Source organism: Micromonospora sp. NBC_01739 (assembly GCF_035920385.1).
Taxonomy (GTDB): Bacteria; Actinomycetota; Actinomycetes; order Mycobacteriales; family Micromonosporaceae; genus Micromonospora.
In genome coordinates this window covers 5,648,678-5,667,948 of sequence record NZ_CP109151.1, presented here as the reverse complement: position 1 = coordinate 5,667,948, position 19,271 = coordinate 5,648,678, and the positions used below count along the sequence as shown (strand labels likewise).

The following is a 19,271-nucleotide window of genomic DNA, read 5'->3' as shown; positions in this document are numbered from 1 at the left end:
TGGGTTCGTTCAGGCCGTCGGGGCGTTGCTCGGCTGGCGGGCGGTGACCAGGTCACCGAGGCGGCCCCGGCCACCGTCGGGGGCGGTCAGCACCCAGACCCCGTCCGGCAGCAGCGCCATGGTGTGCTCCACGTGCGCCGCACGCGACCCGTCCCGGGTGACGACCGTCCAACCGTCGGCCAACTCGACCGTACGCGGCGAACCCATGGTGATCATCGGCTCGATGGCCAGCGCCATGCCCGGCACCAGCCGAGGTCCCTTGCCCGGCCGGCCGTGGTTGAGCACATGCGGGTCCTGGTGCATCTCGGTGCCGATGCCGTGGCCGCCGTAGCCGTCGACGATGCCGTACCGGCCCGCCTTGCGTACGGCGTTCTCCACGGCGTGCGAGATGTCGGTCAGCCGGCCCTTGCCGCTGGCGGCACCCCGGGCGGCGGCGGCGATGCCGGCCCACATGGCGTCCTCGGCGACCTTGGCCATCCGCAGCAGGGCCGGGTCGACCTCACCCACCCCTACGGTGATCGCCGCGTCGCCGTGCCAACCGTCGAGCACCGCGCCGCAGTCGATCGAGATCAGATCGCCCTCGGCCAGGGCCTGCTCGGGCGACGGGATGGCGTGCACGATCTGCTCGTTTACCGAGGAGCAGATCGACGCCGGAAAACCGTGGTAGCCCTTGAAGGAGGGGACCGCACCTGCCTCGCGGATCGTCGACTCGGCGATGGCGTCCAGGTCGGCCGTGGTCACCCCGGGCGCGACCGCCTCCCGCATCCTGCGTAACGCCTCCGCGACCACCAGGCCGGCGGCTCGCATCTTCTCGATCTGCTCGGGAGTTTTCAGCTGGATGTCCAGCTGGGGACGACGCATGGAGGCGATACCTTTCGTTGCCACGAACCAGCGGGGCACGCTGAGCGTACCCCGCTGTTCGCACTCTCTATCCGGACGGCGGTGAGCCGACCCTGTTCAGCTCCCGTAGGACCGCAGGGCGTCGATCGCGCGGACGGTGACGTCCTCCACCGGGCCGGTGGCGTCGATGCCGACCAGCTTGCCCTGGGCACCGTAGTAGTCCACCAGGGGTGCGGTCTTTTCCGCGTACTCCCGCAGCCGGGCGGCGATGGTCTCCGGCTTGTCGTCGTCGCGCTGGAAGAGCTCGGCGCCGCAACGGTCGCAGATGCCCTCCCGGCTGGTCGCGTCGAACTCGACATGCCAGATCTTGCCGCAGCCCCGGCAGGTGCGCCGGCCGGACAACCGCCGGATCACCTCGTCGTCGTCGACCACCAGCTCCAGCACGATGTCCAGGGCGGTGCCCAGGTCAGCGAGGAGCTTGTCCAGCGCCGCCGCCTGCGGAGTGGTCCGCGGGAAACCGTCGAGCAGGAAGCCCTCGGCGGTGTCCGGCTCGGCCAGCCGGTCCCGGACCATGTTGATGGTGACCTCGTCCGGGACCAGCTTGCCGGCGTCCATGTAGCGCTTGGCCTCGACGCCCAACGGCGTGCCCTGTGAGACGTTGGCCCGGAAGATGTCGCCGGTCGAGATCTTCGGAACGGACAGGTGCGCGGCGATGAACTCTGCCTGTGTGCCCTTGCCCGCACCCGGCGGGCCAACCAGAACCAGTCTCATCTACCGCAGGAACCCTTCGTAGTTCCGCTGCATCAGTTGGCTCTCGATCTGCTTGCTGGTCTCGAGAGCAACACCGACCATGATCAGCACAGCGGTACCACCGAACGGGAAGTTGAGGTACTGCTGCCGGTCCAGCCAGATGAAGAAGAAGTTCGGCAGGATCGAGATGATCGCGAGGTACAGCGCCCCCGGCAGGGTGATGCGGCTGAGGATGAAGTCCAGGTAGTCGGCGGTGGGCTTGCCGGGGCGGATGCCCGGCACGAACCCGCCGTACTTCTTCATGTTGTCCGCGACCTCGGTCGGGTTGAACGTGATCGAGACGTAGAAGTAGGTGAAGAAGATGATCAGAAGGAAGTAGACCGAGATGTAGATCGGGCTGGTCGGATCGACCAGGTTGTTCTGGATCCACGCCTGGGTCTTGCCCGGGTCGTTCTGGTCGAAGAACTGCAGCGCCAGCTGCGGCAGGTAGAGCAGCGAGGAACCGAAGATGACCGGGATGACACCCGCCTGGTTGACCTTCAGCGGGATGTAGGTCGAGGTGCCGCCGTACATCCGCCGGCCGATCATGCGCTTGGCGTACTGCACCGGGATCCGGCGCTGGGCCTGCTCGATGAAGGTGACCGCGGTGATGACCACCAGGACCAGAGCGATGACGAGGAAGAACTTGAACCAGCCCTGGCTCTCCTTGATCCGCCAGCCCTCGCTGGGGAGCCGGGCGGCGATCGAGGTGAAGATCAGGACGGACATGCCGTTGCCGACGCCGCGGTCGGTGATCAGCTCACCGAGCCACATGACCACACCGGTACCGGCGGTCATCGTCATCACCAGGACGGACAGCGTCAGCCAGTCCGGGATGCCGGTGCCCTCAGGGATGATCGGGAACTGGTCGCACTGGTTGTTGAACAGCTGACCGGAGCGGGCCAGCGCCACGAACGCCGAGGCCTGGAGGACACCGAGGCCGAGAGTCAGGTAGCGGGTGTACTGGGTGATCTTCGCCTGGCCGGCCTGGCCCTCCTTGCGGAGCTGCTCGAGCCGGGGGATCACCACCGTCAGCAGCTGAAGGATGATCGACGCGGTGATGTAGGGCATGATGCCCAGCGCGAAGACCGACAGCTGGAGCAGTGCGCCGCCCGAGAAGAGGTCGAGCAGGTTCAGCACACCGGTGGAGCCCTCGATCGTGTCGAGGCACTTCTGCACGTTGCCGTACGAGACACCTGGGCTGGGCAGGGTGGCGCCGAGCCGGTAGATCGCGATGATGCCTACTGTGAACAGCAGCTTCTTGCGCAGGTCAGGCGTACGGAACGCACTGAGAAAGGCGGACAGCAACTTCTTCCTCCTGCGCGAGGCGGGCCGCCGGGCATCCCTGGCGGATCGGGGTGGTGGTGGTGCCGGGCAGGTGCCCGATTCTCCATGCTGGGAAGGGACTCTAACAGCCCGATCCCGGTCCGGGCAGGTGTGCCCGGCTACATAAACCAATTCCGATGTTACCGGGCGCACACGCCCGAGTTGAGAGCAGGGCGCCCGCCAGCTGGGATCAACTGGCGGGCGCCATACGTTTTTGCAGCTTACAGCTCTGTTACCGAGCCACCGGCGGCGGCGATCTTCTCCTTGGCGGACGCGCTGAAGGCGTGCGCCGAGACCTGGAGGGCAACCCCGCCCAGATCCCCGGAGCCGAGAACCTTGATCGGCTGGCCCTTGCGGACCGCGCCGGCCTCGACCAGTTCGGCCGGGCCGACCTGACCGCCGTTGGGGAACAATTCAGCCAGTCGGTCCAGGTTGACCACCTGGAAGACCACCTTGAACTTGTTCTTGAAGCCCTTGAGCTTCGGCAGTCGCATGTGGATGGGCATCTGCCCACCCTCGAACGCCGCCGAGATGTTCTTTCGGGCCTTGGAACCCTTGGTACCCCGACCGGCGGTCTTGCCCTTGGAGCCCTCACCGCGACCCACACGGGTCTTCGCGGTCTTGGCCCCCGGCGCCGGGCGCAGGTGGTGGACCTTGATCGTCATTACTCGACCTCCTCGACCTTCACGAGGTGGCTGACCTTGAAGATCATGCCGCGGATCTCGGGCCGGTCTTCCTTGACCACCACGTCGTTGATCCGCTTGAGACCGAGCGAACGCAGCGACTCACGCTGGTTGTGCTTGGTCCCGATCTCGGAACGAACCTGGGTGACCTTCAGCCGTGCCATCAGGAAGCCACCCCCGCCCGCGACGCCAGCATGGCGGCCGGAGCGACGTCCTCCACCGGCAGGCCTCGACGCGCCGCGACGGCCTCGGGGGACTCAAGCCCCTTCAGCGCAGCCACGGTGGCGTGCACGATGTTGATCGGGTTGGACGATCCGAGGCTCTTGGAGAGCACGTCGTGGATGCCCGCGCACTCCAGCACGGCACGCACCGGACCACCGGCGATGACACCCGTACCGGCCGAGGCCGGCTTGAGCAGCACCACACCGGCAGCGGCCTCGCCCTGCACCGGGTGCGGGATCGAGGAACCGATCCGCGGCACCTTGAAGAAGTGCTTCTTGGCCTCCTCGACGCCCTTGGCGATCGCCGCGGGCACCTCCTTGGCCTTTCCGTAGCCCACGCCCACGGTGCCGTCGCCGTCGCCCACGATCACCAGGGCGGTGAAGCTGAAGCGACGACCGCCCTTCACGACCTTGGCGACACGGTTGATCGCGACGACCCGCTCAAGGTGCGGGGTCTTCTCGGCGGGCGCGTTTCCGCGGCCGCCCTCACGGCGGTTGTCGCGGCGACCACCCTCGTTGCCACCGGACCCGCCGCCACGGCGCTGTTGACCTGGCATCAGCAGCCTTCCTTTTCTCTCGTGACGGGGATTGTCAGAACTCGAGCCCGGCTTCGCGGGCGGCGTCGGCAAGCGCGGCTACCCGCCCCGCGTACCGGTTGCCACCGCGGTCGAAGACGACCTTGGAGATGCCGGCAGCCTTGGCCCGCTCGGCGAGCAGGGTGCCGACCTTGCCGGCCAGGGCGCTCTTGTCGCCCTCCGTGCCGCGCACCGAGGCGTCCAGGGTCGAGGCCGACGCCAGGGTGTGCCCCTTGGTGTCGTCCACGATCTGGGCGACGATGTGCCGCAGCGAACGGGTGACGACCAGGCGCGGGCGCTCGGGCGTACCGCTGACGCTCTTGCGGACCCGGAAGTGCCGACGCGCACGCCCGACGGCACGCTTGGCGGCGACGCCGCGGCGGCGCTTGAGCAGCGTGGCGCTCACTTCTTACCTGCCTTTCCAGCCTTGCGGCGGATGACCTCGCCCTGGTACTTGACACCCTTGCCCTTGTAGGGCTCCGGCGGGCGGATCTTCCGGATGTTGGCGGCAACCTCACCGACCTGCTGCTTGTCGATGCCGGCCACGTGGAACAGCGTCGGCTTCTCCACCGTGAAGGTGATGCCGTCCGGCGCGGGGACCGTGACCGGGTGCGAGAACCCGAGCGCGAACTCGAGGTCCTTGCCCTTGGCCGTGACCCGGTAACCGGTGCCGGAGATCTCCAGGCTCTTGCGGTAGCCCTCGGTGACTCCGACGATCATGTTGGCGACCAGGGTACGGCTCAGGCCGTGCAGTTCCTTGGCCTTGCGCTCGTCGTTCGGGCGGTTGACGCTCAACTGCCCGTCCTCGGCCCGCTCGATGGAGATCGGCTCGGCCAGAGTGTGCGACAGCTCGCCCTTGGGGCCCTTGACCTTGACGGTCCGGCCGTCGATCGTCACGTCGACGCCGGCAGGTACCGGGATCGACTTACGTCCAATACGCGACATTTCTACCTGTCTCCCGTTACCAGACGAAGGCGAGGACTTCCCCGCCAACGCTCCGCTTGCGGGCCTGCCGGTCGGTGAGCAGCCCCTGGGACGTCGAAATGATCGCCACGCCCAGCCCGCCGAGCACCCGCGGGAGCCCGTCCGACTTGGCGTACACCCGCAGACCGGGCTTGGAGACACGCTTGATACCGGCCAGGCTCCGCTCCCGGTTCTGGCCGTACTTCAGCTCGACGACCAGTCGCTTGCCGACGGCACCCTCTTCGGGCTCCTCGACCGACCAGGTGGCGATGTAACCCTCGGTCTTGAGGACCTCGGCGATGTTCGCCTTGATCTTCGAGTAGGGCATCGTCACCCGGTCGTGGTACGCCTGGTTGGCGTTACGCAGACGCGTGAGCATGTCTGCGATCGGGTCGGTCATCGTCATGTAACTCGTCAACCTTTCTCGCCGGGGTTCCCGCGGCTCGCGCAGGCCTACGGCGAAGAGACAGTCCAGCTAACGCGCGGGGCGCGGCGCCGGGCTATTACCAGGAAGCCTTGGACACGCCGGGCAGCTCACCGCGGTGGGCCATCTCCCGGATGCACACCCGGCAGAGCCCGAACTTGCGGTAGACCGCCTTGGGACGCCCGCACCGCTGGCAGCGGGTGTACGCGCGAACCGAGAACTTCGGCTTCGCGGCCGCCTTGATGATCAGCGCCTTCTTGGCCATCTCAGTTCTCCTTGAACGGGAAGCCCAGGAGCTTGAGCAGCGCCCGGCCCTCGTCGTCGGTCGTGGCGGTCGTGACCACCGTGATGTCCATGCCCCGCTGGCGATCGATCTTGTCCTGATCGATCTCGTGGAACACCGACTGCTCGGTCAGACCGAACGTGTAGTTGCCGTGCCCGTCGAGCTTGCGCCCGTCGAGGCCGCGGAAGTCACGGATACGCGGCAGCGCGATGGACAGCAGCCGGTCCAGGAACTCCCACATCCGGTCGCCGCGCAGGGTCACCTTCGCGCCGATCGGCATTCCCTCCCGCAGCTTGAACTGCGCGATGGACTTCTTCGCCCGCCGGACCTGCGGCTTCTGGCCGGTGATCGTGGCCAGATCGCGGACCGCACCGTCGATGAGCTTGGCGTCGCGAGCAGCCTCGCCGACACCCATGTTGACGACGATCTTCACCAACCGCGGCACCTGCATCGGGTTGGCGTAGTCGTTCTGCTCGCGCAGCTTCGCCACGATCTCGTTGCGGTACCGCTCCTTGAGGCGCGGCATGGACTTGGTTTCGGTAGCCGTGGTCATCACAGGTCCTTACCGGTGCTACGCGCGATGCGGACCTTCTGGCCGTTGTCGTCGATGCGGTAACCGACACGGGTCGGCTTGCCGTCGGAGTCCAGGACCATCACGTTCGAGACGTGGATCGGGGCCTCCTGGGTGACGATGCCACCGGTCTTGGCGCCACGCTGAGTGGTGCTGATGCGAGTGTGCTTCTTGACCCGGTTCACGCCCTCGACCAGGACCTTGTCCTGCCGCGGGTAGGCCGCGATGACCTTGCCCTTGGCACCCTTGTCCTTGCCGGCGATGACGACGACCGTGTCGCCCTTCTTGACCTTCACGGTCACAACACCTCCGGCGCGAGAGAGATGATCTTCATGAACCGCTTGTCCCGCAGCTCACGACCGACCGGGCCGAAGATGCGGGTACCTCGCGGGTCCCCGCCGTCCTTGATGATGACGGCGGCGTTCTCGTCGAAGCGGATGTACGACCCGTCCGGCCGGCGCCTCTCCTTGGCGGTGCGGACGATGACCGCCTTGACGACGTCACCCTTCTTCACACCAGCACCGGGGATGGCGTCCTTGACGGTGGCGACGATGACGTCGCCGATGCTCGCGTAGCGCCGACCGGAGCCACCGAGAACTCGGATGCACAGGATCTCCCGGGCACCCGTGTTGTCGGCGACGCGCAGTCGCGACTCCTGCTGAATCACGTCTATCTCCTATGTCTGCCGGTTCTCCGGCCGCCGGAGCGGCCGGAGCCTGGCGGAACCTGCGCCCGACCGATCCGGCCGAGCTCGAGCCTTCGCTACTTGGCCTTCTCGAGGATCTCCACGAGCCGCCACCGCTTGGTCGCGGACAGCGGACGGGTCTCCATGATCAGGACCCGGTCGCCGATGCCGGCGGAGTTCTGCTCGTCGTGGACCTTGAGCTTGCTGGTCCGGCGCATGATCTTGCCGTACAGCGCGTGCTTGACCCGGTCCTCGACCTCGACCACGACGGTCTTGTCCATCTTGTCGCTGACCACCAGGCCCTCACGGACCTTACGGCGTCCTCGCACGAGCTCCGCGCCCGCGGTCGTCGTGTTCTCGCTCATGAAGCCACCTCAGTCGGCGCGACCGAGAGCCCCAGCTCGCGCTCACGCATGATCGTGTAGATCCGGGCGATCTCCCGACGGATGACCTGCAGCCGCCGGTTGTTGTCCAGCTGCCCGGTTGCGGCCTGCACGCGGAGGTTGAACAGCTCCGCCTTGGCCTCACGCAGCTTCGTGACCAGCTCCTCCTCGGAGAGCTCACGCAGCTCGGAGGCCTTAACGCCCGCTGCCATCAGGATTCACCCACTTCGCGCGTCACAATCCGGCACTTCATCGGGAGCTTGTGGATCGCGCGACGCATCGCCTCTCGCGCGATCTGCTCGTTCGGGAAGGACATCTCGAAGAGAACCCGCCCCGGCTTGACATTGGCGACCCACCACTCCGGCGAGCCCTTACCGGAACCCATCCGCGTTTCGGCCGGCTTCTTGGTGAGGGCCTGGTCCGGGAAAATGGTGATCCAGACCTTGCCGCCACGCTTGATGTGGCGGGTCATCGCGATACGCGCCGACTCGATCTGCCGGTTGGTCACGTACGCCGGCTCGAGAGCCTGGATCCCGAACTCGCCGAACACCACCCGGTTGCCGCCCTTGGACGCGCCACTGCGGTCCGGGTGGTGCGGCTTGCGGAAGCCCTTCGGGGGCTTGCGCGGCATCAGCATCTGTCAGCCCTCCTGCTGCGTTTCTGCCGCGGCGGCGACGGCGGACGTGTCCACCGGCTCGCCACTCGGCGTCTCGGCCTGCTGCGCGACGGTCGTCGCGGCAGCCCGGCCGGCCTCGGTACCACCGGAGGTCGTACCGGACGAACCGGAGCGACCACGACGCGGCCGCTCGGGGCGGTCACCCCGATCCCGGCGCGGGCGCGACGGCGCCTCGGCCGGAGTCTCCCGACCCGGCACCGCGTCACCCTTGTAGATCCAGACCTTCACGCCGATGCGGCCGAAGGTGGTACGGGCCTCGAAGAAGCCGTACTCGATGTTGGCCCGCAGCGTGTGCAGCGGAACCCGACCCTCGCGGTAGAACTCCGTGCGGCTCATCTCGGCGCCGCCGAGGCGACCCGAGACCTGCACCCGGATGCCCTTGCACATCGGGTTCTTCATCGCCGACTGCATCGCCTTGCGCATCGCCCGACGGAAGCTGACCCGGCTGGAGAGCTGCTCGGCCACGCCCTGGGCGACCAGCTGCGCGTCCGACTCGGGGTTCTTCACCTCGATGATGTTCAGCTGCACCTGCTTGCCGGTGAGCTTCTCCAGCTCGCCACGGATCCGGTCGGCCTCCGCACCCTTACGGCCGATGACGATGCCCGGCCGGGCGGTGTGGATGTCGACCCGGACCCGGTCGCGGGTGCGCTCGATGTCGACCTTGGAGATGCCGGCCCGCTCCAGACCCTTGGACATCATCCGGCGGATCTTGACATCCTCGCCGATGTAGTCCTTGTAGAGCTTGTCCGCGAACCAGCGGGACTTCCAGTCGGTCGAGATGCCGAGGCGGAACCCGTGCGGGTGAACCTTCTGACCCATTACTCGGCGCCCTCCGTGTTGCTCTGCGTCTCGGCCGGTGCGCTCTGCGCCGCCGGTGCCGCCTTCTTCGCCGACTTCTTCGGCGCGGCCGGCGCCACCGCCTCGACCGCCACCGTGATGTGGCAGGTGCGCTTACGGATCCGGTACGCCCGGCCCTGCGCCCGCGGCTGGAACCGCTTCATGGTCGGGCCCTCGTCCACGAACGCCTCGCTGACGAGCAACGCGTCGGGGTCCAGCCGCTCGTTGTTCTCCGCGTTGGCGATCGCACTCGCGAGCACCTTGTACACCTGCTCGCTCGCAGCCTGCGGCGCGAACTGCAGCACCGTGAGAGCCTCCTTCGCGGGCAGGCCGCGGACGAGGTTGACCACCCGGCGCGCCTTCATCGGCGAGATGCGCACGTATCGCGCAACCGCCCGCGCGCCCGGAAGCACCGGAGCGTCGCCCTTTCCTGGCATCGCTGTAACCCCTTGATCCTCTATCCGTATGCCCGCGGCGTCAGCGCCGGCGGCTCTTCCGGTCGTCCTTTTCGTGACCCTTGAACGTACGGGTCAACGCGAACTCGCCGAGCTTGTGCCCGACCATGGCCTCGGTCACGAACACCGGGACGTGCTTACGTCCGTCGTGCACCGCGATCGTGTGCCCGAGCATCTCCGGGATGATCGTCGAGCGCCGCGACCAGGTCTTGATGACGTTCTTCGAGCCCTTTTCGTTCTGCGTCTCCACCTTCTTGAGCAGGTGGTCGTCGATGAACGGGCCCTTCTTCAGGCTGCGAGGCATGTCTTATCTCCCTCAGCCGCGCTTACGCGTGGCGTAGCGGCGGCGGACGATCAGCCGGTCACTCGGCTGGCCCTTACGACGGGTGCGGCCCTCGGGCTTACCCTGCGGGTTGACCGGGTGGCGACCACCGGAGGTCTTGCCCTCGCCACCACCGTGCGGGTGGTCGACCGGGTTCATGGCCACACCACGGACGGTCGGGCGCTTGCCCTTCCACCGCATCCGGCCGGCCTTACCCCAGTTGATGTTCGACTGGTCGGCGTTGCCGATCTCGCCGATGCTGGCCCGGCAGCGCACGTCCACCCGCCGGATCTCACCCGAGGGCATACGCAGGGTGGCGTACACGCCCTCCCGGCCGAGCAGCTGGATGCCGACGCCGGCCGAGCGGGCCAGCTTGGCCCCGCCACCCGGGCGCAGCTCCACGTTGTGGATGGTGGTACCGACCGGGATGTTGCGCAGCGGCAGGTTGTTGCCCGGCTTGATGTCGGCGCCCGGACCGGACTCGACCCGGTCGCCCTGCTTCAGGTCCTTCGGCGCGATGATGTACCGCTTCTCGCCGTCGGCGTAGTGCAGCAGCGCGATGCGCGCGGTGCGGTTCGGGTCGTACTCGATGTGCGCGACCTTGGCCGGCACGCCGTCCTTGTCGACCCGCTTGAAGTCGATGATCCGATACTGCCGCTTGTGGCCGCCACCCTGGTGCCGGGCGGTGATCCGCCCGTGGGCGTTACGCCCACCCTTCTTGGGCAGCGGTGCCAGCAGCGACTTCTCCGGCGTCGACCGGGTGATCTCGGCGAAGTCGGCGACGCTGGAGCCACGCCGGCCCGGCGTCGTCGGCTTGTACTTACGGATAGCCATTGTCTACACCCCTCAGCTGACCGGGCCGCCGAAGGCCTCGATACGGTCGCCCTCAGCCAGCTTCACCATCGCGCGCTTGGTGTTCTTGCGCTTACCGAACCCGGTACGGGTCCGCTTGCGCTTGCCCTCGCGGTTGAGCGTGTTGACCGTCAGGACACGGACGTTGAAGATCTGCTCGATAGCGATCTTGATCGCGGTCTTGTTCGCGTCCGGGTGCACCAGGAAGGTGTACCAGTTGCGGTTCAGCTCGCTGTAGCTCTTCTCCGAGACGACCGGCGCCACGATGATGTCGCGCGGGTCGGCGATCGTGCTCACTTGCCACCCTCCTCGGTGGTCTCGGCGGGAACGCCCAGGAACTCGTCCAGGGCCTCCTTGGTGAAGACCACATCGTCGGCCACCAGCACGTCGTACGTGTTCAGCTGGCCGGCTTCGATCAGGTGCACCCGCGGCTCGTTGCGCAGCGACACCCAGTTCAGCTCGTCGACACTGCTCAGCACGACCAGCACCCGGCGGGCCTCGGTCAGCTTGGCGAGCGTGGCCAGAGCGGCCTTGGTCGACGGCTTCTCGCCCGAGACGAACGCCTCGACGACGTGCACCTGCCCGGCGCGGGCCCGGTCCGACAGGGCGCCACGCAGGGCGGCGGCCTTCATCTTCTTCGGGGTGCGCTGGCTGTAGTCGCGCGGCACCGGGCCGTGGACCACGCCACCGCCGGCGAACTGCGGCGCGCGGATCGAGCCCTGCCGGGCCCGACCGGTGCCCTTCTGCTTGTAAGGCTTCTTGCCGCCACCGGAGACTTCGCCCCGGGTCTTGGTCTTGTGGGTGCCCTGCCGGGCCGCGGCCAGCTGCGCCACCACGACCTGGTGCATCAGGGGCACGTTGGCCTGCACGTCGAAGATGTCACCGGGCAGCTCGACCGAGCCGGTCTTGGTGCCTTCGGAGTTCAAGACGTCAACCGTGCTCACTTGGCCACACCGCCCTTCTTCACCTTCGCCTTGGCCGCGGTGCGGACCAGGACCAGCGCGCCCTTCGGGCCGGGAATGGCACCGCGGACGAGCAGGAGGTTGTTCTCAGTGTCGACCGCCTGGACGGTCAGGTTCTGCACGGTGTAGCGCACGCCACCCATGCGACCCGCCATCCGGGTGCCCTTGAAGACCCGGCCCGGGGTGGCGCAGGCGCCGATGGAGCCCGGCGAGCGGTGCTTGCGCTCGACACCGTGGCTGGCCCGCAGACCGTGGAAGCCGTGCCGCTTCATCGCGCCGGCGAAGCCCTTGCCCTTGGTCTTGCCGGTGACGTCGATGGAGACGCCGGCCGGGAACTCCTCGACCGTGATCTCCTGACCGAGCGAGTAGTCCGCGGCGTCGGAGGTGCGCAGCTCGACGATGTGCCGGCGCGGCGCCACGTCAGCCTTGGCGTAGTGCCCACGCAGCGGCTTCTTGGCCTTGCGCGGGTCGATCGTGCCGTACGCCAGCTGGACCGCGGAGTAACCGTCCTTGTCGGCGTCACGAACCTGGGTGATGACGCAGGGGCCGGCCTGAACCACGGTCACCGGAACAACCTTGTTGTTGTCCCAGACCTGGGTCATGCCGAGCTTCGCGCCCAGGATCCCCTTAACTTGCCTGTCCATGTGTCCGGTCCCTACAGCTTGATCTCGATGTCGACGCCAGCCGGCAGGTCGAGGCGCATGAGCGAGTCGACCGTCTTCGGGGTCGGGTCGATGATGTCGATCAGCCGCTTGTGCGTACGCATCTCGAAGTGCTCGCGCGAGTCCTTGTACTTGTGCGGCGAGCGGATGACGCAGAAACGGTTGATCTCCGTGGGCAGCGGCACCGGGCCCGCGACCTGCGCCCCGGTGCGCGTCACCGTCTCGACGATCTTCCGAGCCGAGGAGTCGACGACCTCGTGGTCATAGGCCTTGAGCCGGATGCGGATCTTCTGTCCCGCCATGGTGGCTTCTGTTCCTTCTCTCGATGCCGCTGTGTTGCGGGTGTCCTGTACCGGCTGGTACAGACCCTATTCGCCCACCCCCGCGGTCGGGCGTGTCGCGCCCTCTGGCCTAGCTCCGCCCCGAGCTTCCGGGGCGATCTGAGACCGTGGTGGGTCCAGGCGCCGATCGCACTACCGCGACCTGAACGCCGCGCGAGGGTGGTTGACGGACGGGCCGCCAACCACCCCACGCCCGACTGCTCTGCCTACCCGGAGGTTCGACGTGAGTCGAACACGGGCAGCGAACTGTCGTTACGCAACCTGACTAGTATGCCGCACGACCGGCGGCGGGTCTAATCGGGGTTACCTAGCTCACTTGATGATCTTGGTGACGCGACCAGCGCCGACCGTACGGCCACCCTCCCGGATCGCGAACTTGAGGTTTTCCTCCATCGCGATGGGCTGGATCAGCTTCACGGTCATCGTGGTGTTGTCGCCCGGCATGACCATCTCGGTGCCCTCGGGAAGGGTGACGACACCGGTGACGTCCGTGGTCCGGAAGTAGAACTGCGGACGGTAGTTCTGGAAGAACGGGGTGTGCCGGCCGCCCTCCTCCTTCGAGAGGATGTAGACCGTCGCCTCGAACTCGGTGTGCGGGGTCGTGGTGCCCGGCTTGACGACCACCATGCCGCGCTCGACGTCCTCGCGCTTGATGCCACGCAGCAGCAGACCGACGTTCTCGCCCGCGCGGGCCTCGTCGAGCAGCTTGCGGAACATCTCGATGCCGGTGCAGACCGTCTTCTGCGACTTCTCGCGGATACCGACGATCTCCACCTCCTCGTTCGGCTTGAGGATGCCGCGCTCCGCGCGACCGGTGACGACGGTGCCACGACCGGTGATCGTGAAGACGTCCTCGATCGGCATCAGGAACGGCTTCTCGGTCTCGCGCTCCGGCTGCGGGATCGCGGTGTCGACAGCGTTCATCAGCTCCAGCAGGCGCCCGGTCCACTCCGGGTCGCCCTCCAGGGCCTTGAGCGCCGAGACCCGCACGACCGGCAGGTCGTCGCCCGGGTACTCCTGCGACGAGAGCAGCTCACGAACCTCGAGCTCGACGAGCTCCAGCAGCTCCTCGTCGTCGACCATGTCGCTCTTGTTGAGCGCCACGACGATGTACGGCACGCCGACCTGGCGGGCCAGCAGCACGTGCTCGCGGGTCTGCGGCATCGGGCCGTCGGTCGCGGCGACCACCAGGATCGCGCCGTCCATCTGGGCGGCACCGGTGATCATGTTCTTGATGTAGTCGGCGTGACCGGGGCAGTCGACGTGCGCGTAGTGCCGCGCCTCGGTCTGGTACTCGACGTGCGCGATCGAGATCGTGATGCCGCGGGCCTTCTCCTCCGGCGCCTTGTCGATCTCGTCGAACGGCGTGTACGGGTTCAGGTCCGGGTACTGGTCGTGCAGGACCTTGGTGATGGCCGCCGTCAGCGTCGTCTTACCGTGGTCGATGTGACCAATGGTGCCGATGTTGACGTGCGGCTTAGTCCGCTCGAACTTCGCCTTCGCCACTGGTGTCCTCCTGTGGACTTCTTGGTTCGTTCGCCCCGGTACGCCACGAGTGGCGCTTAGGACTCTGTCGACAGCCTTTCCGGCCAGACGGCCGGGAAGCTTTTGTGGGCTCTGCGGCGATGAAGCCTACAGGCCCGGAATTCACCCAATCCGACCGAGGTGGTCGCGGTCGGGGAAACCTCCCGCGACCACCGTCGGATCAGCTCAGGCGGACGTCACTCACCCGTCGCCTTGGCGATGATCTCCTTGGCCACCGAGGCCGGAACCTCGGCGTAGGAGTCGAACTGCATGCTGTAGCTAGCCCGGCCCTGGGTCTTCGACCGCAGGTCGCCGACGTAGCCGAACATCTCCGACAGCGGCACCAGAGCCCGGACGACGCGGGCGCCGCTGCGCTCCTCCATCGCCTGGATGATGCCACGGCGGGAGTTGAGGTCGCCGATGACGTCACCCATGTTCTCCTCAGGAGTGGTGACCTCAACAGCCATCATCGGCTCGAGCAGCGCGGGATCGGCCTTGCGGGCCGCGTCCTTCATCACCATCGAACCGGCGATCTTGAACGCCATTTCCGACGAGTCGACCTCGTGGTACTGCCCGTCCAGCAGCGTCAGCTTGACGCCCACCAGCGGGAAGCCGGCCAGGATGCCGTACTGCATGGCGTCCTGCGCACCCGCGTCCACCGAGGGAATGAACTCCCGGGGGATACGGCCACCGGTGACCGCGTTGGCGAACTCGTAGGTCGGGGCGTCGTTGCCCAGCGGCAGCGGTTCCAGGCTGACGATCACCCGGGCGTACTGGCCGGAACCACCGGTCTGCTTCTTGTGGGTGTACTCGACCTTCTCCACCTTGCGGCGGATGGTCTCGCGGTACGCCACCTGCGGCTTACCGATGTTCGCCTCGACGTTGAACTCGCGGCGCATCCGGTCGACCAAGATGTCCAGATGCAGCTCGCCCATGCCGGAGATGACCGTCTGACCGGTCTGATCGTCCAGCTTGACGCGGAAGGTCGGGTCCTCCTCGGCCAGCCGCTGGATGGCGGTGCTGAGCTTCTCCTGGTCGGCCTTGGTCTTCGGCTCGATGGCCACCTCGATGACCGGCTCCGGGAAGGTCATCGACTCCAGGATCACCGGGTTCGCCGGGTCGCACAGGGTGTCACCGGTGGTGGTCTGCTTCAGACCCTGCACCGCGATGATGTCGCCGGCCTTCGCGGTGCTGCGCTCTTCCCGCTTGTTGGCGTGCATCTGGTAGATCTTGCCGATCCGCTCCTTGCGGTCCTTGGTGGAGTTGACCACCTGGGAGCCGGACTCAAGGGTGCCGGAGTAGATCCGCACGTAGGTGAGCTTGCCGAGGTGCTTGTCCGTCTGGATCTTGAAGGCCAGGCCGGAGAAGGGCTCGGAGACCGAGGGCTTGCGCTGCAACGGGGTCTCGCCGTCGGTGGCCGTACCCTCGATCGCCGGGATGTCCAGCGGCGAGGGCAGGTACGCGACGACCGCGTCCAGCATCGGCTGGATGCCCTTGTTCTTGAAGGCGGTACCGGTGAAGACCGGGTTGGCCTTGCCGGCGATGGTGGCCCGACGGATGGCGGCCTTGACCTCCTCGACGGAGATCTCCTCGCCCTCCAGGTACTTCTCCATCACCGCGTCGTCGACGTCGGCCAGGGTCTCCATCAGCTTCTCGCGCCACTCGGCAGCGGAGTCAGCCAGGTCGGCCGGGATCTCCTCGACCGCGTAGTCCTCACCCTTCTGGGTCTCGCCACGCCAGGTGAGGGCGCGCATCTCGACCAGGTCGACCACGCCGATGAAGTCACTCTCGGCGCCGATCGGGATCTGGAGCACCAGCGGAGTGGCGTTCAGCCGGTCGATCATCATCTGCACGCAGCGGAAGAAGTCCGCGCCGGTGCGGTCGAGCTTGTTGACGAAACACATCCGGGGGACGTTGTACTTGTCCGCCTGACGCCAGACGTTCTCCGTCTGCGGCTCCACGCCGGCCACACCGTCGTAGACCGCGACCGCACCATCCAGCACCCGAAGCGACCGCTCCACCTCGACCGTGAAGTCGACGTGGCCGGGCGTGTCGATGATCTGGATCGTGTGGCCCTTCCACTCGCACTTCGTGGCGGCGGAAGTGATGGTGATACCGCGCTCCTGCTCCTGCTCCATCCAGTCCATGACGGCGCCGCCCTCATGAACCTCACCGATCTTGTACGTGATACCGGTGTAGAACAGGATCCGCTCGGTGGTAGTGGTCTTACCGGCATCGATGTGCGCCATGATGCCGATGTTGCGTACGTTGGCGAGCGCGTCTGCGGCGGCCACTTCAATCCCTACTTATCGTCGTCCCGACACAACTGGTGGCGGTCCCGGCGCCGGTAGGCGCCGGGACCTCAGGTGTTACCAGCGGTAGTGCGCGAAGGCCTTGTTGGACTCCGCCATCTTGTGGGTGTCCTCACGCCGCTTGACGGCGGCGCCGAGGCCGTTGCTCGCGTCCAGCAGCTCGTTCATCAGTCGCTCGACCATGGTCTTCTCGCGGCGGGCGCGGGAGTAGGTGACCAGCCAGCGCAGGCCCAGGGTGGTGGCCCGGGCCGGACGGACCTCGACCGGAACCTGGTAGGTCGCGCCACCGACACGGCGGCTGCGGACCTCGAGGGTCGGCTTGACGTTGTCCATCGCGCGCTTGAGGGTGACGACCGGATCGGTGCCACTCTTCTCGCGGCAGCCCTCCAGGGCGGCGTAGACGATGCGCTCGGCGAGCTGACGCTTGCCGCGGAGCAGGATCTTGTTTACCAGCTGGGTGACCAGCGGCGAGTTGTACACCGGGTCAGCGACCAGCGGCTTACGCGGGGCAGGTCCCTTACGCGGCATGTCAGCTCTTCTCCTTCTTCGCGCCGTAACGGCTGCGCGCCTGCTTGCGGTTGCGGACACCCTGGGTGTCCAGCGAGCCGCGGACGATCTTGTAACGCACGCCGGGGAGGTCCTTCACACGGCCACCGCGGACGAGCACGATCGAGTGCTCCTGCAGGTTGTGCCCGACGCCCGGGATGTAGGCGGTCACCTCGACCTGGCTGCTGAGCTTGACACGAGCAACCTTGCGCAGCGCCGAGTTCGGCTTCTTCGGGGTGGTGGTGTACACGCGGGTGCACACGCCGCGCCGCTGAGGGGAACCCTTCAGCGCCGGGGTCTTGGTCTTGGTGGTCTTCGCCTGGCGGCCCTTTCGGACCAGCTGTTGGATCGTGGGCACCGGGTTTCTCCGCTCCCTTCGGCCGCTGTCGCGACCGCGCCGTCTGTCGTAGCCGACCTGATGACCGGCTCTCCTACATTCCGACCAGGGCCACCTCACGGAGGTCCCGGCACCCGCGGTCGGGCGTGTCGCCCGATCACGGTCCCGGTTCCGCGCGGATGAAGCGCAGCCCCGGGGTCTGTCACCGGCACACGGAGGCCCGTACGCCGGATCTTTGGCTCAGTCGTGGCGCCTTCCGGAAACCGGAGGCCGGATCCAGCGCACGCACGATTTGCCCAGGCGAGCCCGGGCACAAGGGGAAAGAGTACCTACCACAGCCGTGCAGGTCAAAACGGGAGACCTGCCGAACTTCTCACCGCTCGGCTATCGGCTCCGTCGCTCCGCCCGCCCGTGATGGGCACCTACGACGCCAAGTGTACCGGCTCCACCGGAAACCACCCGCCGACCCCCGAGCCCGACCACACCCGCCCGCCGCCCGGGTCGGCCGGCCCGGTCAGGCCAGGGTCATCAGCAGGGCCAGACCCACGCCCAGCAGGCTCAACAGCAGTCCGGCACCGCCGCAGCTGACCCCGGCGATGGCCAGACCCCGGCCGGTGAACCGCACCCCCGGCGGGGGCGCCGGTCGACGGATCTGCCGCATGCCCAGCAGGCCGGCGACGAGGGCACCGGCCCCGGTCAGGCCGCCCAGAGTGGCGAAGGAGCCGGCGGCCCAGACCCCGTTCAGCCCACCCCCCACCCCACCCACGCAGAGGACCAGGAAAGACACCAGGATGGAGACGATGCCCGCGACCAGCGAGCCGACCGCCAGGCCCGAGGTGACCGGCGGCACATCCAGGTGCACCATGGCGAAGGGGGTGCCCGGTACGGGCTCCACCCGACTCGGCGGCCGGGGCCGTTCCTGCGGTGGCGGAACGACAGCACCCCGCCCTGCCGCGGCACCCCAGCCCGCCGGCGCACCGGCACCGGGCCCACCCGGCGGTGGCCCACCCGGCGCGGACGGGAACGGGGCCGGCGGGGACGGGGCGTACCCGGCGGGTTGGTTCGCCGCCCAAGGCCCCGGTGGCGCCCACCGGGGCGGTTCGGGTGTCTCAGGCCCCGGAGGCCCGGCGGCGGGCTGAGCGGGTTCGCCGCTCTCGGGACGCGCCGGTTCCGTCACGGGGATCCTCCTCATCGACCGCGTCCACCGCCGCGCGGTGGACACCGTCAGGCTACCGTCGCCGATCAGCCCCCCGGCGCCGGAGACGGCGGCACCCCAGCCGAGCGCCCGCCCCGGTGCGGACCTCAGTCCACGTTCGGTGCGAAATCCTGACCGTAGGGCGCCTCGGCGAGCCGGATCACGCCGATCACCACCAGCACGACCACACTCACCGCGACCAGCATCAGGCCCGTCCAGGCCAGGCTCTCCCCCCGCCGCAGCCAGGCCGCGCCGGTGAGAAAACCCCCTGAGGCGTACGCCTCACGGCGGGCCTGCCGGGCCAACTGGAGGGCGATCGTGGCCGGTACCACTCCCCCGATGAACAGCCCGGTCAACGCACCCATCAGGCCGAGCGCGAAGACGGCCCGTGCCTTCGTGGCCCGAACCGGGTCCGGGTCCAGTGGATGCCGTGGAGGCCCGGGCAGTGAAGCGACCGGCATCGGTCCGGCGGCGGTCGTCATGGCTCCATCATGCCGTGCCCGAAGC

30 protein-coding genes are annotated in these 19,271 nt (G+C 67.7%); all 30 read right to left on the bottom strand.

What is annotated here, in order from left to right:
* Window positions 1-9: 9 nt before the first annotated feature.
* Window positions 10-861 (bottom strand): type I methionyl aminopeptidase, encoded by an 852-nt coding sequence (gene map / locus OIE53_RS25780; protein ID WP_327024041.1) that lies wholly within the window; start codon window positions 859-861, stop codon window positions 10-12.
* Window positions 862-957: 96 nt separating this feature from the next.
* Window positions 958-1,611, bottom strand: coding sequence for an adenylate kinase (locus OIE53_RS25775; RefSeq protein ID WP_327024040.1), 654 nt, complete (start codon window positions 1,609-1,611; stop codon window positions 958-960).
* Window positions 1,612-2,937: a preprotein translocase subunit SecY gene (gene secY, locus OIE53_RS25770; protein WP_327024039.1), complete on the bottom strand. Its 1,326-nt coding sequence runs from the start codon at window positions 2,935-2,937 to the stop codon at window positions 1,612-1,614.
* Between the two features lie 239 nt (window positions 2,938-3,176).
* Window positions 3,177-3,620, bottom strand: a complete 444-nt coding sequence (gene rplO, locus OIE53_RS25765) for a 50S ribosomal protein L15 (protein WP_327024038.1) — start codon at window positions 3,618-3,620, stop codon at window positions 3,177-3,179.
* Window positions 3,620-3,802 (bottom strand): 50S ribosomal protein L30, encoded by a 183-nt coding sequence (gene rpmD / locus OIE53_RS25760; RefSeq protein WP_327024036.1) that lies wholly within the window; start codon window positions 3,800-3,802, stop codon window positions 3,620-3,622. The genes rplO and rpmD overlap by 1 nt, the downstream gene beginning before the upstream one ends.
* Window positions 3,802-4,416, bottom strand: coding sequence for a 30S ribosomal protein S5 (rpsE, locus tag OIE53_RS25755; protein ID WP_013735940.1), 615 nt, complete (start codon window positions 4,414-4,416; stop codon window positions 3,802-3,804). Before rpsE ends, rpmD begins: the two co-directional genes overlap by 1 nt.
* A 34-nt stretch (window positions 4,417-4,450) precedes the next feature.
* Entirely contained in the window at window positions 4,451-4,840 is a 390-nt protein-coding gene (gene rplR, locus OIE53_RS25750; protein WP_327024035.1) for a 50S ribosomal protein L18, read from the bottom strand.
* On the bottom strand, window positions 4,837-5,379 hold the full coding sequence (gene rplF / locus OIE53_RS25745; RefSeq protein WP_327024034.1) for a 50S ribosomal protein L6: 543 nt from the start codon (window positions 5,377-5,379) through the stop codon (window positions 4,837-4,839). Before rplF ends, rplR begins: the two co-directional genes overlap by 4 nt.
* A gap of 16 nt (window positions 5,380-5,395) precedes the next feature.
* On the bottom strand, window positions 5,396-5,803 hold the full coding sequence (gene rpsH, locus OIE53_RS25740; RefSeq protein WP_007073022.1) for a 30S ribosomal protein S8: 408 nt from the start codon (window positions 5,801-5,803) through the stop codon (window positions 5,396-5,398).
* Window positions 5,804-5,900: 97 nt separating this feature from the next.
* Window positions 5,901-6,086 carry a type Z 30S ribosomal protein S14 gene (locus OIE53_RS25735; RefSeq protein ID WP_007465272.1) on the bottom strand — a complete coding sequence of 62 codons (186 nt, stop codon included), beginning with the start codon at window positions 6,084-6,086 and terminating at the stop codon, window positions 5,901-5,903.
* 1 nt (window position 6,087) lies between these two features.
* Window positions 6,088-6,657, bottom strand: coding sequence for a 50S ribosomal protein L5 (rplE, locus tag OIE53_RS25730; protein WP_327024033.1), 570 nt, complete (start codon window positions 6,655-6,657; stop codon window positions 6,088-6,090).
* Window positions 6,657-6,977 (bottom strand): 50S ribosomal protein L24, encoded by a 321-nt coding sequence (gene rplX, locus OIE53_RS25725; protein WP_013288626.1) that lies wholly within the window; start codon window positions 6,975-6,977, stop codon window positions 6,657-6,659. Before rplX ends, rplE begins: the two co-directional genes overlap by 1 nt.
* Window positions 6,974-7,342 (bottom strand): 50S ribosomal protein L14, encoded by a 369-nt coding sequence (rplN, locus tag OIE53_RS25720; protein WP_023358185.1) that lies wholly within the window; start codon window positions 7,340-7,342, stop codon window positions 6,974-6,976. Before rplN ends, rplX begins: the two co-directional genes overlap by 4 nt.
* A gap of 95 nt (window positions 7,343-7,437) precedes the next feature.
* A complete protein-coding gene (gene rpsQ / locus OIE53_RS25715) occupies window positions 7,438-7,725 on the bottom strand; it encodes a 30S ribosomal protein S17 (protein WP_013735945.1) in 288 nt (95 codons plus the stop codon).
* On the bottom strand, window positions 7,722-7,955 hold the full coding sequence (gene rpmC, locus OIE53_RS25710; protein ID WP_327024032.1) for a 50S ribosomal protein L29: 234 nt from the start codon (window positions 7,953-7,955) through the stop codon (window positions 7,722-7,724). The genes rpsQ and rpmC overlap by 4 nt, the downstream gene beginning before the upstream one ends.
* Window positions 7,955-8,380, bottom strand: coding sequence for a 50S ribosomal protein L16 (gene rplP, locus OIE53_RS25705; RefSeq protein WP_007465292.1), 426 nt, complete (start codon window positions 8,378-8,380; stop codon window positions 7,955-7,957). The genes rpmC and rplP overlap by 1 nt, the downstream gene beginning before the upstream one ends.
* 3 nt (window positions 8,381-8,383) lie before the next feature.
* Window positions 8,384-9,238: a 30S ribosomal protein S3 gene (gene rpsC / locus OIE53_RS25700; protein ID WP_102658911.1), complete on the bottom strand. Its 855-nt coding sequence runs from the start codon at window positions 9,236-9,238 to the stop codon at window positions 8,384-8,386.
* Entirely contained in the window at window positions 9,238-9,693 is a 456-nt protein-coding gene (gene rplV / locus OIE53_RS25695) for a 50S ribosomal protein L22 (RefSeq protein WP_043721958.1), read from the bottom strand. The genes rpsC and rplV overlap by 1 nt, the downstream gene beginning before the upstream one ends.
* 40 nt (window positions 9,694-9,733) lie before the next feature.
* Window positions 9,734-10,015, bottom strand: coding sequence for a 30S ribosomal protein S19 (gene rpsS / locus OIE53_RS25690; RefSeq protein ID WP_013735950.1), 282 nt, complete (start codon window positions 10,013-10,015; stop codon window positions 9,734-9,736).
* A gap of 12 nt (window positions 10,016-10,027) precedes the next feature.
* The gene (gene rplB, locus OIE53_RS25685; RefSeq protein ID WP_013735951.1) at window positions 10,028-10,867 is read right to left on the bottom strand and encodes a 50S ribosomal protein L2; all 840 of its coding nucleotides are present in this window, start codon (window positions 10,865-10,867) and stop codon (window positions 10,028-10,030) included.
* A gap of 12 nt (window positions 10,868-10,879) precedes the next feature.
* Complete coding sequence (gene rplW / locus OIE53_RS25680) at window positions 10,880-11,182, bottom strand: 50S ribosomal protein L23 (RefSeq protein ID WP_013735952.1); 303 nt, start codon at window positions 11,180-11,182, stop codon at window positions 10,880-10,882.
* On the bottom strand, window positions 11,179-11,829 hold the full coding sequence (rplD, locus tag OIE53_RS25675; RefSeq protein WP_327024031.1) for a 50S ribosomal protein L4: 651 nt from the start codon (window positions 11,827-11,829) through the stop codon (window positions 11,179-11,181). The genes rplW and rplD overlap by 4 nt, the downstream gene beginning before the upstream one ends.
* A complete protein-coding gene (gene rplC / locus OIE53_RS25670; protein WP_327024030.1) occupies window positions 11,826-12,491 on the bottom strand; it encodes a 50S ribosomal protein L3 in 666 nt (221 codons plus the stop codon). The genes rplD and rplC overlap by 4 nt, the downstream gene beginning before the upstream one ends.
* A gap of 11 nt (window positions 12,492-12,502) precedes the next feature.
* Window positions 12,503-12,811: a 30S ribosomal protein S10 gene (gene rpsJ / locus OIE53_RS25665; protein ID WP_007073037.1), complete on the bottom strand. Its 309-nt coding sequence runs from the start codon at window positions 12,809-12,811 to the stop codon at window positions 12,503-12,505.
* A gap of 351 nt (window positions 12,812-13,162) precedes the next feature.
* Window positions 13,163-14,356 carry an elongation factor Tu gene (tuf, locus tag OIE53_RS25660; protein WP_102658909.1) on the bottom strand — a complete coding sequence of 398 codons (1,194 nt, stop codon included), beginning with the start codon at window positions 14,354-14,356 and terminating at the stop codon, window positions 13,163-13,165.
* Window positions 14,357-14,571: 215 nt separating this feature from the next.
* The gene (gene fusA, locus OIE53_RS25655) at window positions 14,572-16,668 is read right to left on the bottom strand and encodes an elongation factor G (protein WP_327024029.1); all 2,097 of its coding nucleotides are present in this window, start codon (window positions 16,666-16,668) and stop codon (window positions 14,572-14,574) included.
* A 75-nt stretch (window positions 16,669-16,743) separates the two neighbouring features.
* The gene (gene rpsG, locus OIE53_RS25650; RefSeq protein WP_013735957.1) at window positions 16,744-17,214 is read right to left on the bottom strand and encodes a 30S ribosomal protein S7; all 471 of its coding nucleotides are present in this window, start codon (window positions 17,212-17,214) and stop codon (window positions 16,744-16,746) included.
* Between the two features lies 1 nt (window position 17,215).
* The gene (gene rpsL / locus OIE53_RS25645) at window positions 17,216-17,590 is read right to left on the bottom strand and encodes a 30S ribosomal protein S12 (RefSeq protein ID WP_013735958.1); all 375 of its coding nucleotides are present in this window, start codon (window positions 17,588-17,590) and stop codon (window positions 17,216-17,218) included.
* 493 nt (window positions 17,591-18,083) lie between these two features.
* Window positions 18,084-18,464 carry a hypothetical protein gene (locus OIE53_RS25640; RefSeq protein ID WP_327024028.1) on the bottom strand — a complete coding sequence of 127 codons (381 nt, stop codon included), beginning with the start codon at window positions 18,462-18,464 and terminating at the stop codon, window positions 18,084-18,086.
* 407 nt (window positions 18,465-18,871) lie between these two features.
* Entirely contained in the window at window positions 18,872-19,246 is a 375-nt protein-coding gene (locus tag OIE53_RS25635) for a hypothetical protein (RefSeq protein WP_327024027.1), read from the bottom strand.
* Window positions 19,247-19,271 lie beyond the last annotated feature (25 nt).

Bases quoted from the DNA above. Each gene is read 5' to 3' on its own strand.
- rpsQ (WP_013735945.1), bottom strand. From the start codon at position 7,725: ATGAGCGAGAACACGACGACCGCGGGCGCGGAGCTCGTGCGAGGACGC.
- rpsE (WP_013735940.1), bottom strand. From the start codon at position 4,416: ATGCCAGGTCAACAGCGCCGTGGCGGCGGGTCCGGTGGCAACGAGGGT.
- rplO (WP_327024038.1), bottom strand. From the start codon at position 3,620: ATGACGATCAAGGTCCACCACCTGCGCCCGGCGCCGGGGGCCAAGACC.
- rpmD (WP_327024036.1), bottom strand. From the start codon at position 3,802: ATGGCACGGCTGAAGGTCACCCAGGTTCGTTCCGAGATCGGGACCAAG.
- rplE (WP_327024033.1), bottom strand. From the start codon at position 6,657: ATGACCACGGCTACCGAAACCAAGTCCATGCCGCGCCTCAAGGAGCGG.
- rplB (WP_013735951.1), bottom strand. From the start codon at position 10,867: ATGGCTATCCGTAAGTACAAGCCGACGACGCCGGGCCGGCGTGGCTCC.
- OIE53_RS25775 (WP_327024040.1), bottom strand. From the start codon at position 1,611: ATGAGACTGGTTCTGGTTGGCCCGCCGGGTGCGGGCAAGGGCACACAG.
- rplC (WP_327024030.1), bottom strand. From the start codon at position 12,491: ATGGACAGGCAAGTTAAGGGGATCCTGGGCGCGAAGCTCGGCATGACC.
- rpmC (WP_327024032.1), bottom strand. From the start codon at position 7,955: ATGGCAGCGGGCGTTAAGGCCTCCGAGCTGCGTGAGCTCTCCGAGGAG.
- rpsJ (WP_007073037.1), bottom strand. From the start codon at position 12,811: ATGGCGGGACAGAAGATCCGCATCCGGCTCAAGGCCTATGACCACGAG.
- rpsC (WP_102658911.1), bottom strand. From the start codon at position 9,238: ATGGGTCAGAAGGTTCACCCGCACGGGTTCCGCCTCGGCATCTCGACC.
- OIE53_RS25635 (WP_327024027.1), bottom strand. From the start codon at position 19,246: ATGACGACCGCCGCCGGACCGATGCCGGTCGCTTCACTGCCCGGGCCT.
- rpsS (WP_013735950.1), bottom strand. From the start codon at position 10,015: ATGCCTCGCAGCCTGAAGAAGGGCCCGTTCATCGACGACCACCTGCTC.
- rplV (WP_043721958.1), bottom strand. From the start codon at position 9,693: ATGCCAGGAAAGGGCGACGCTCCGGTGCTTCCGGGCGCGCGGGCGGTT.
- rplP (WP_007465292.1), bottom strand. From the start codon at position 8,380: ATGCTGATGCCGCGCAAGCCCCCGAAGGGCTTCCGCAAGCCGCACCAC.
- OIE53_RS25735 (WP_007465272.1), bottom strand. From the start codon at position 6,086: ATGGCCAAGAAGGCGCTGATCATCAAGGCGGCCGCGAAGCCGAAGTTC.
- rpsH (WP_007073022.1), bottom strand. From the start codon at position 5,803: ATGACGATGACCGACCCGATCGCAGACATGCTCACGCGTCTGCGTAAC.
- rplF (WP_327024034.1), bottom strand. From the start codon at position 5,379: ATGTCGCGTATTGGACGTAAGTCGATCCCGGTACCTGCCGGCGTCGAC.
- rpsG (WP_013735957.1), bottom strand. From the start codon at position 17,214: ATGCCGCGTAAGGGACCTGCCCCGCGTAAGCCGCTGGTCGCTGACCCG.
- map (WP_327024041.1), bottom strand. From the start codon at position 861: ATGCGTCGTCCCCAGCTGGACATCCAGCTGAAAACTCCCGAGCAGATC.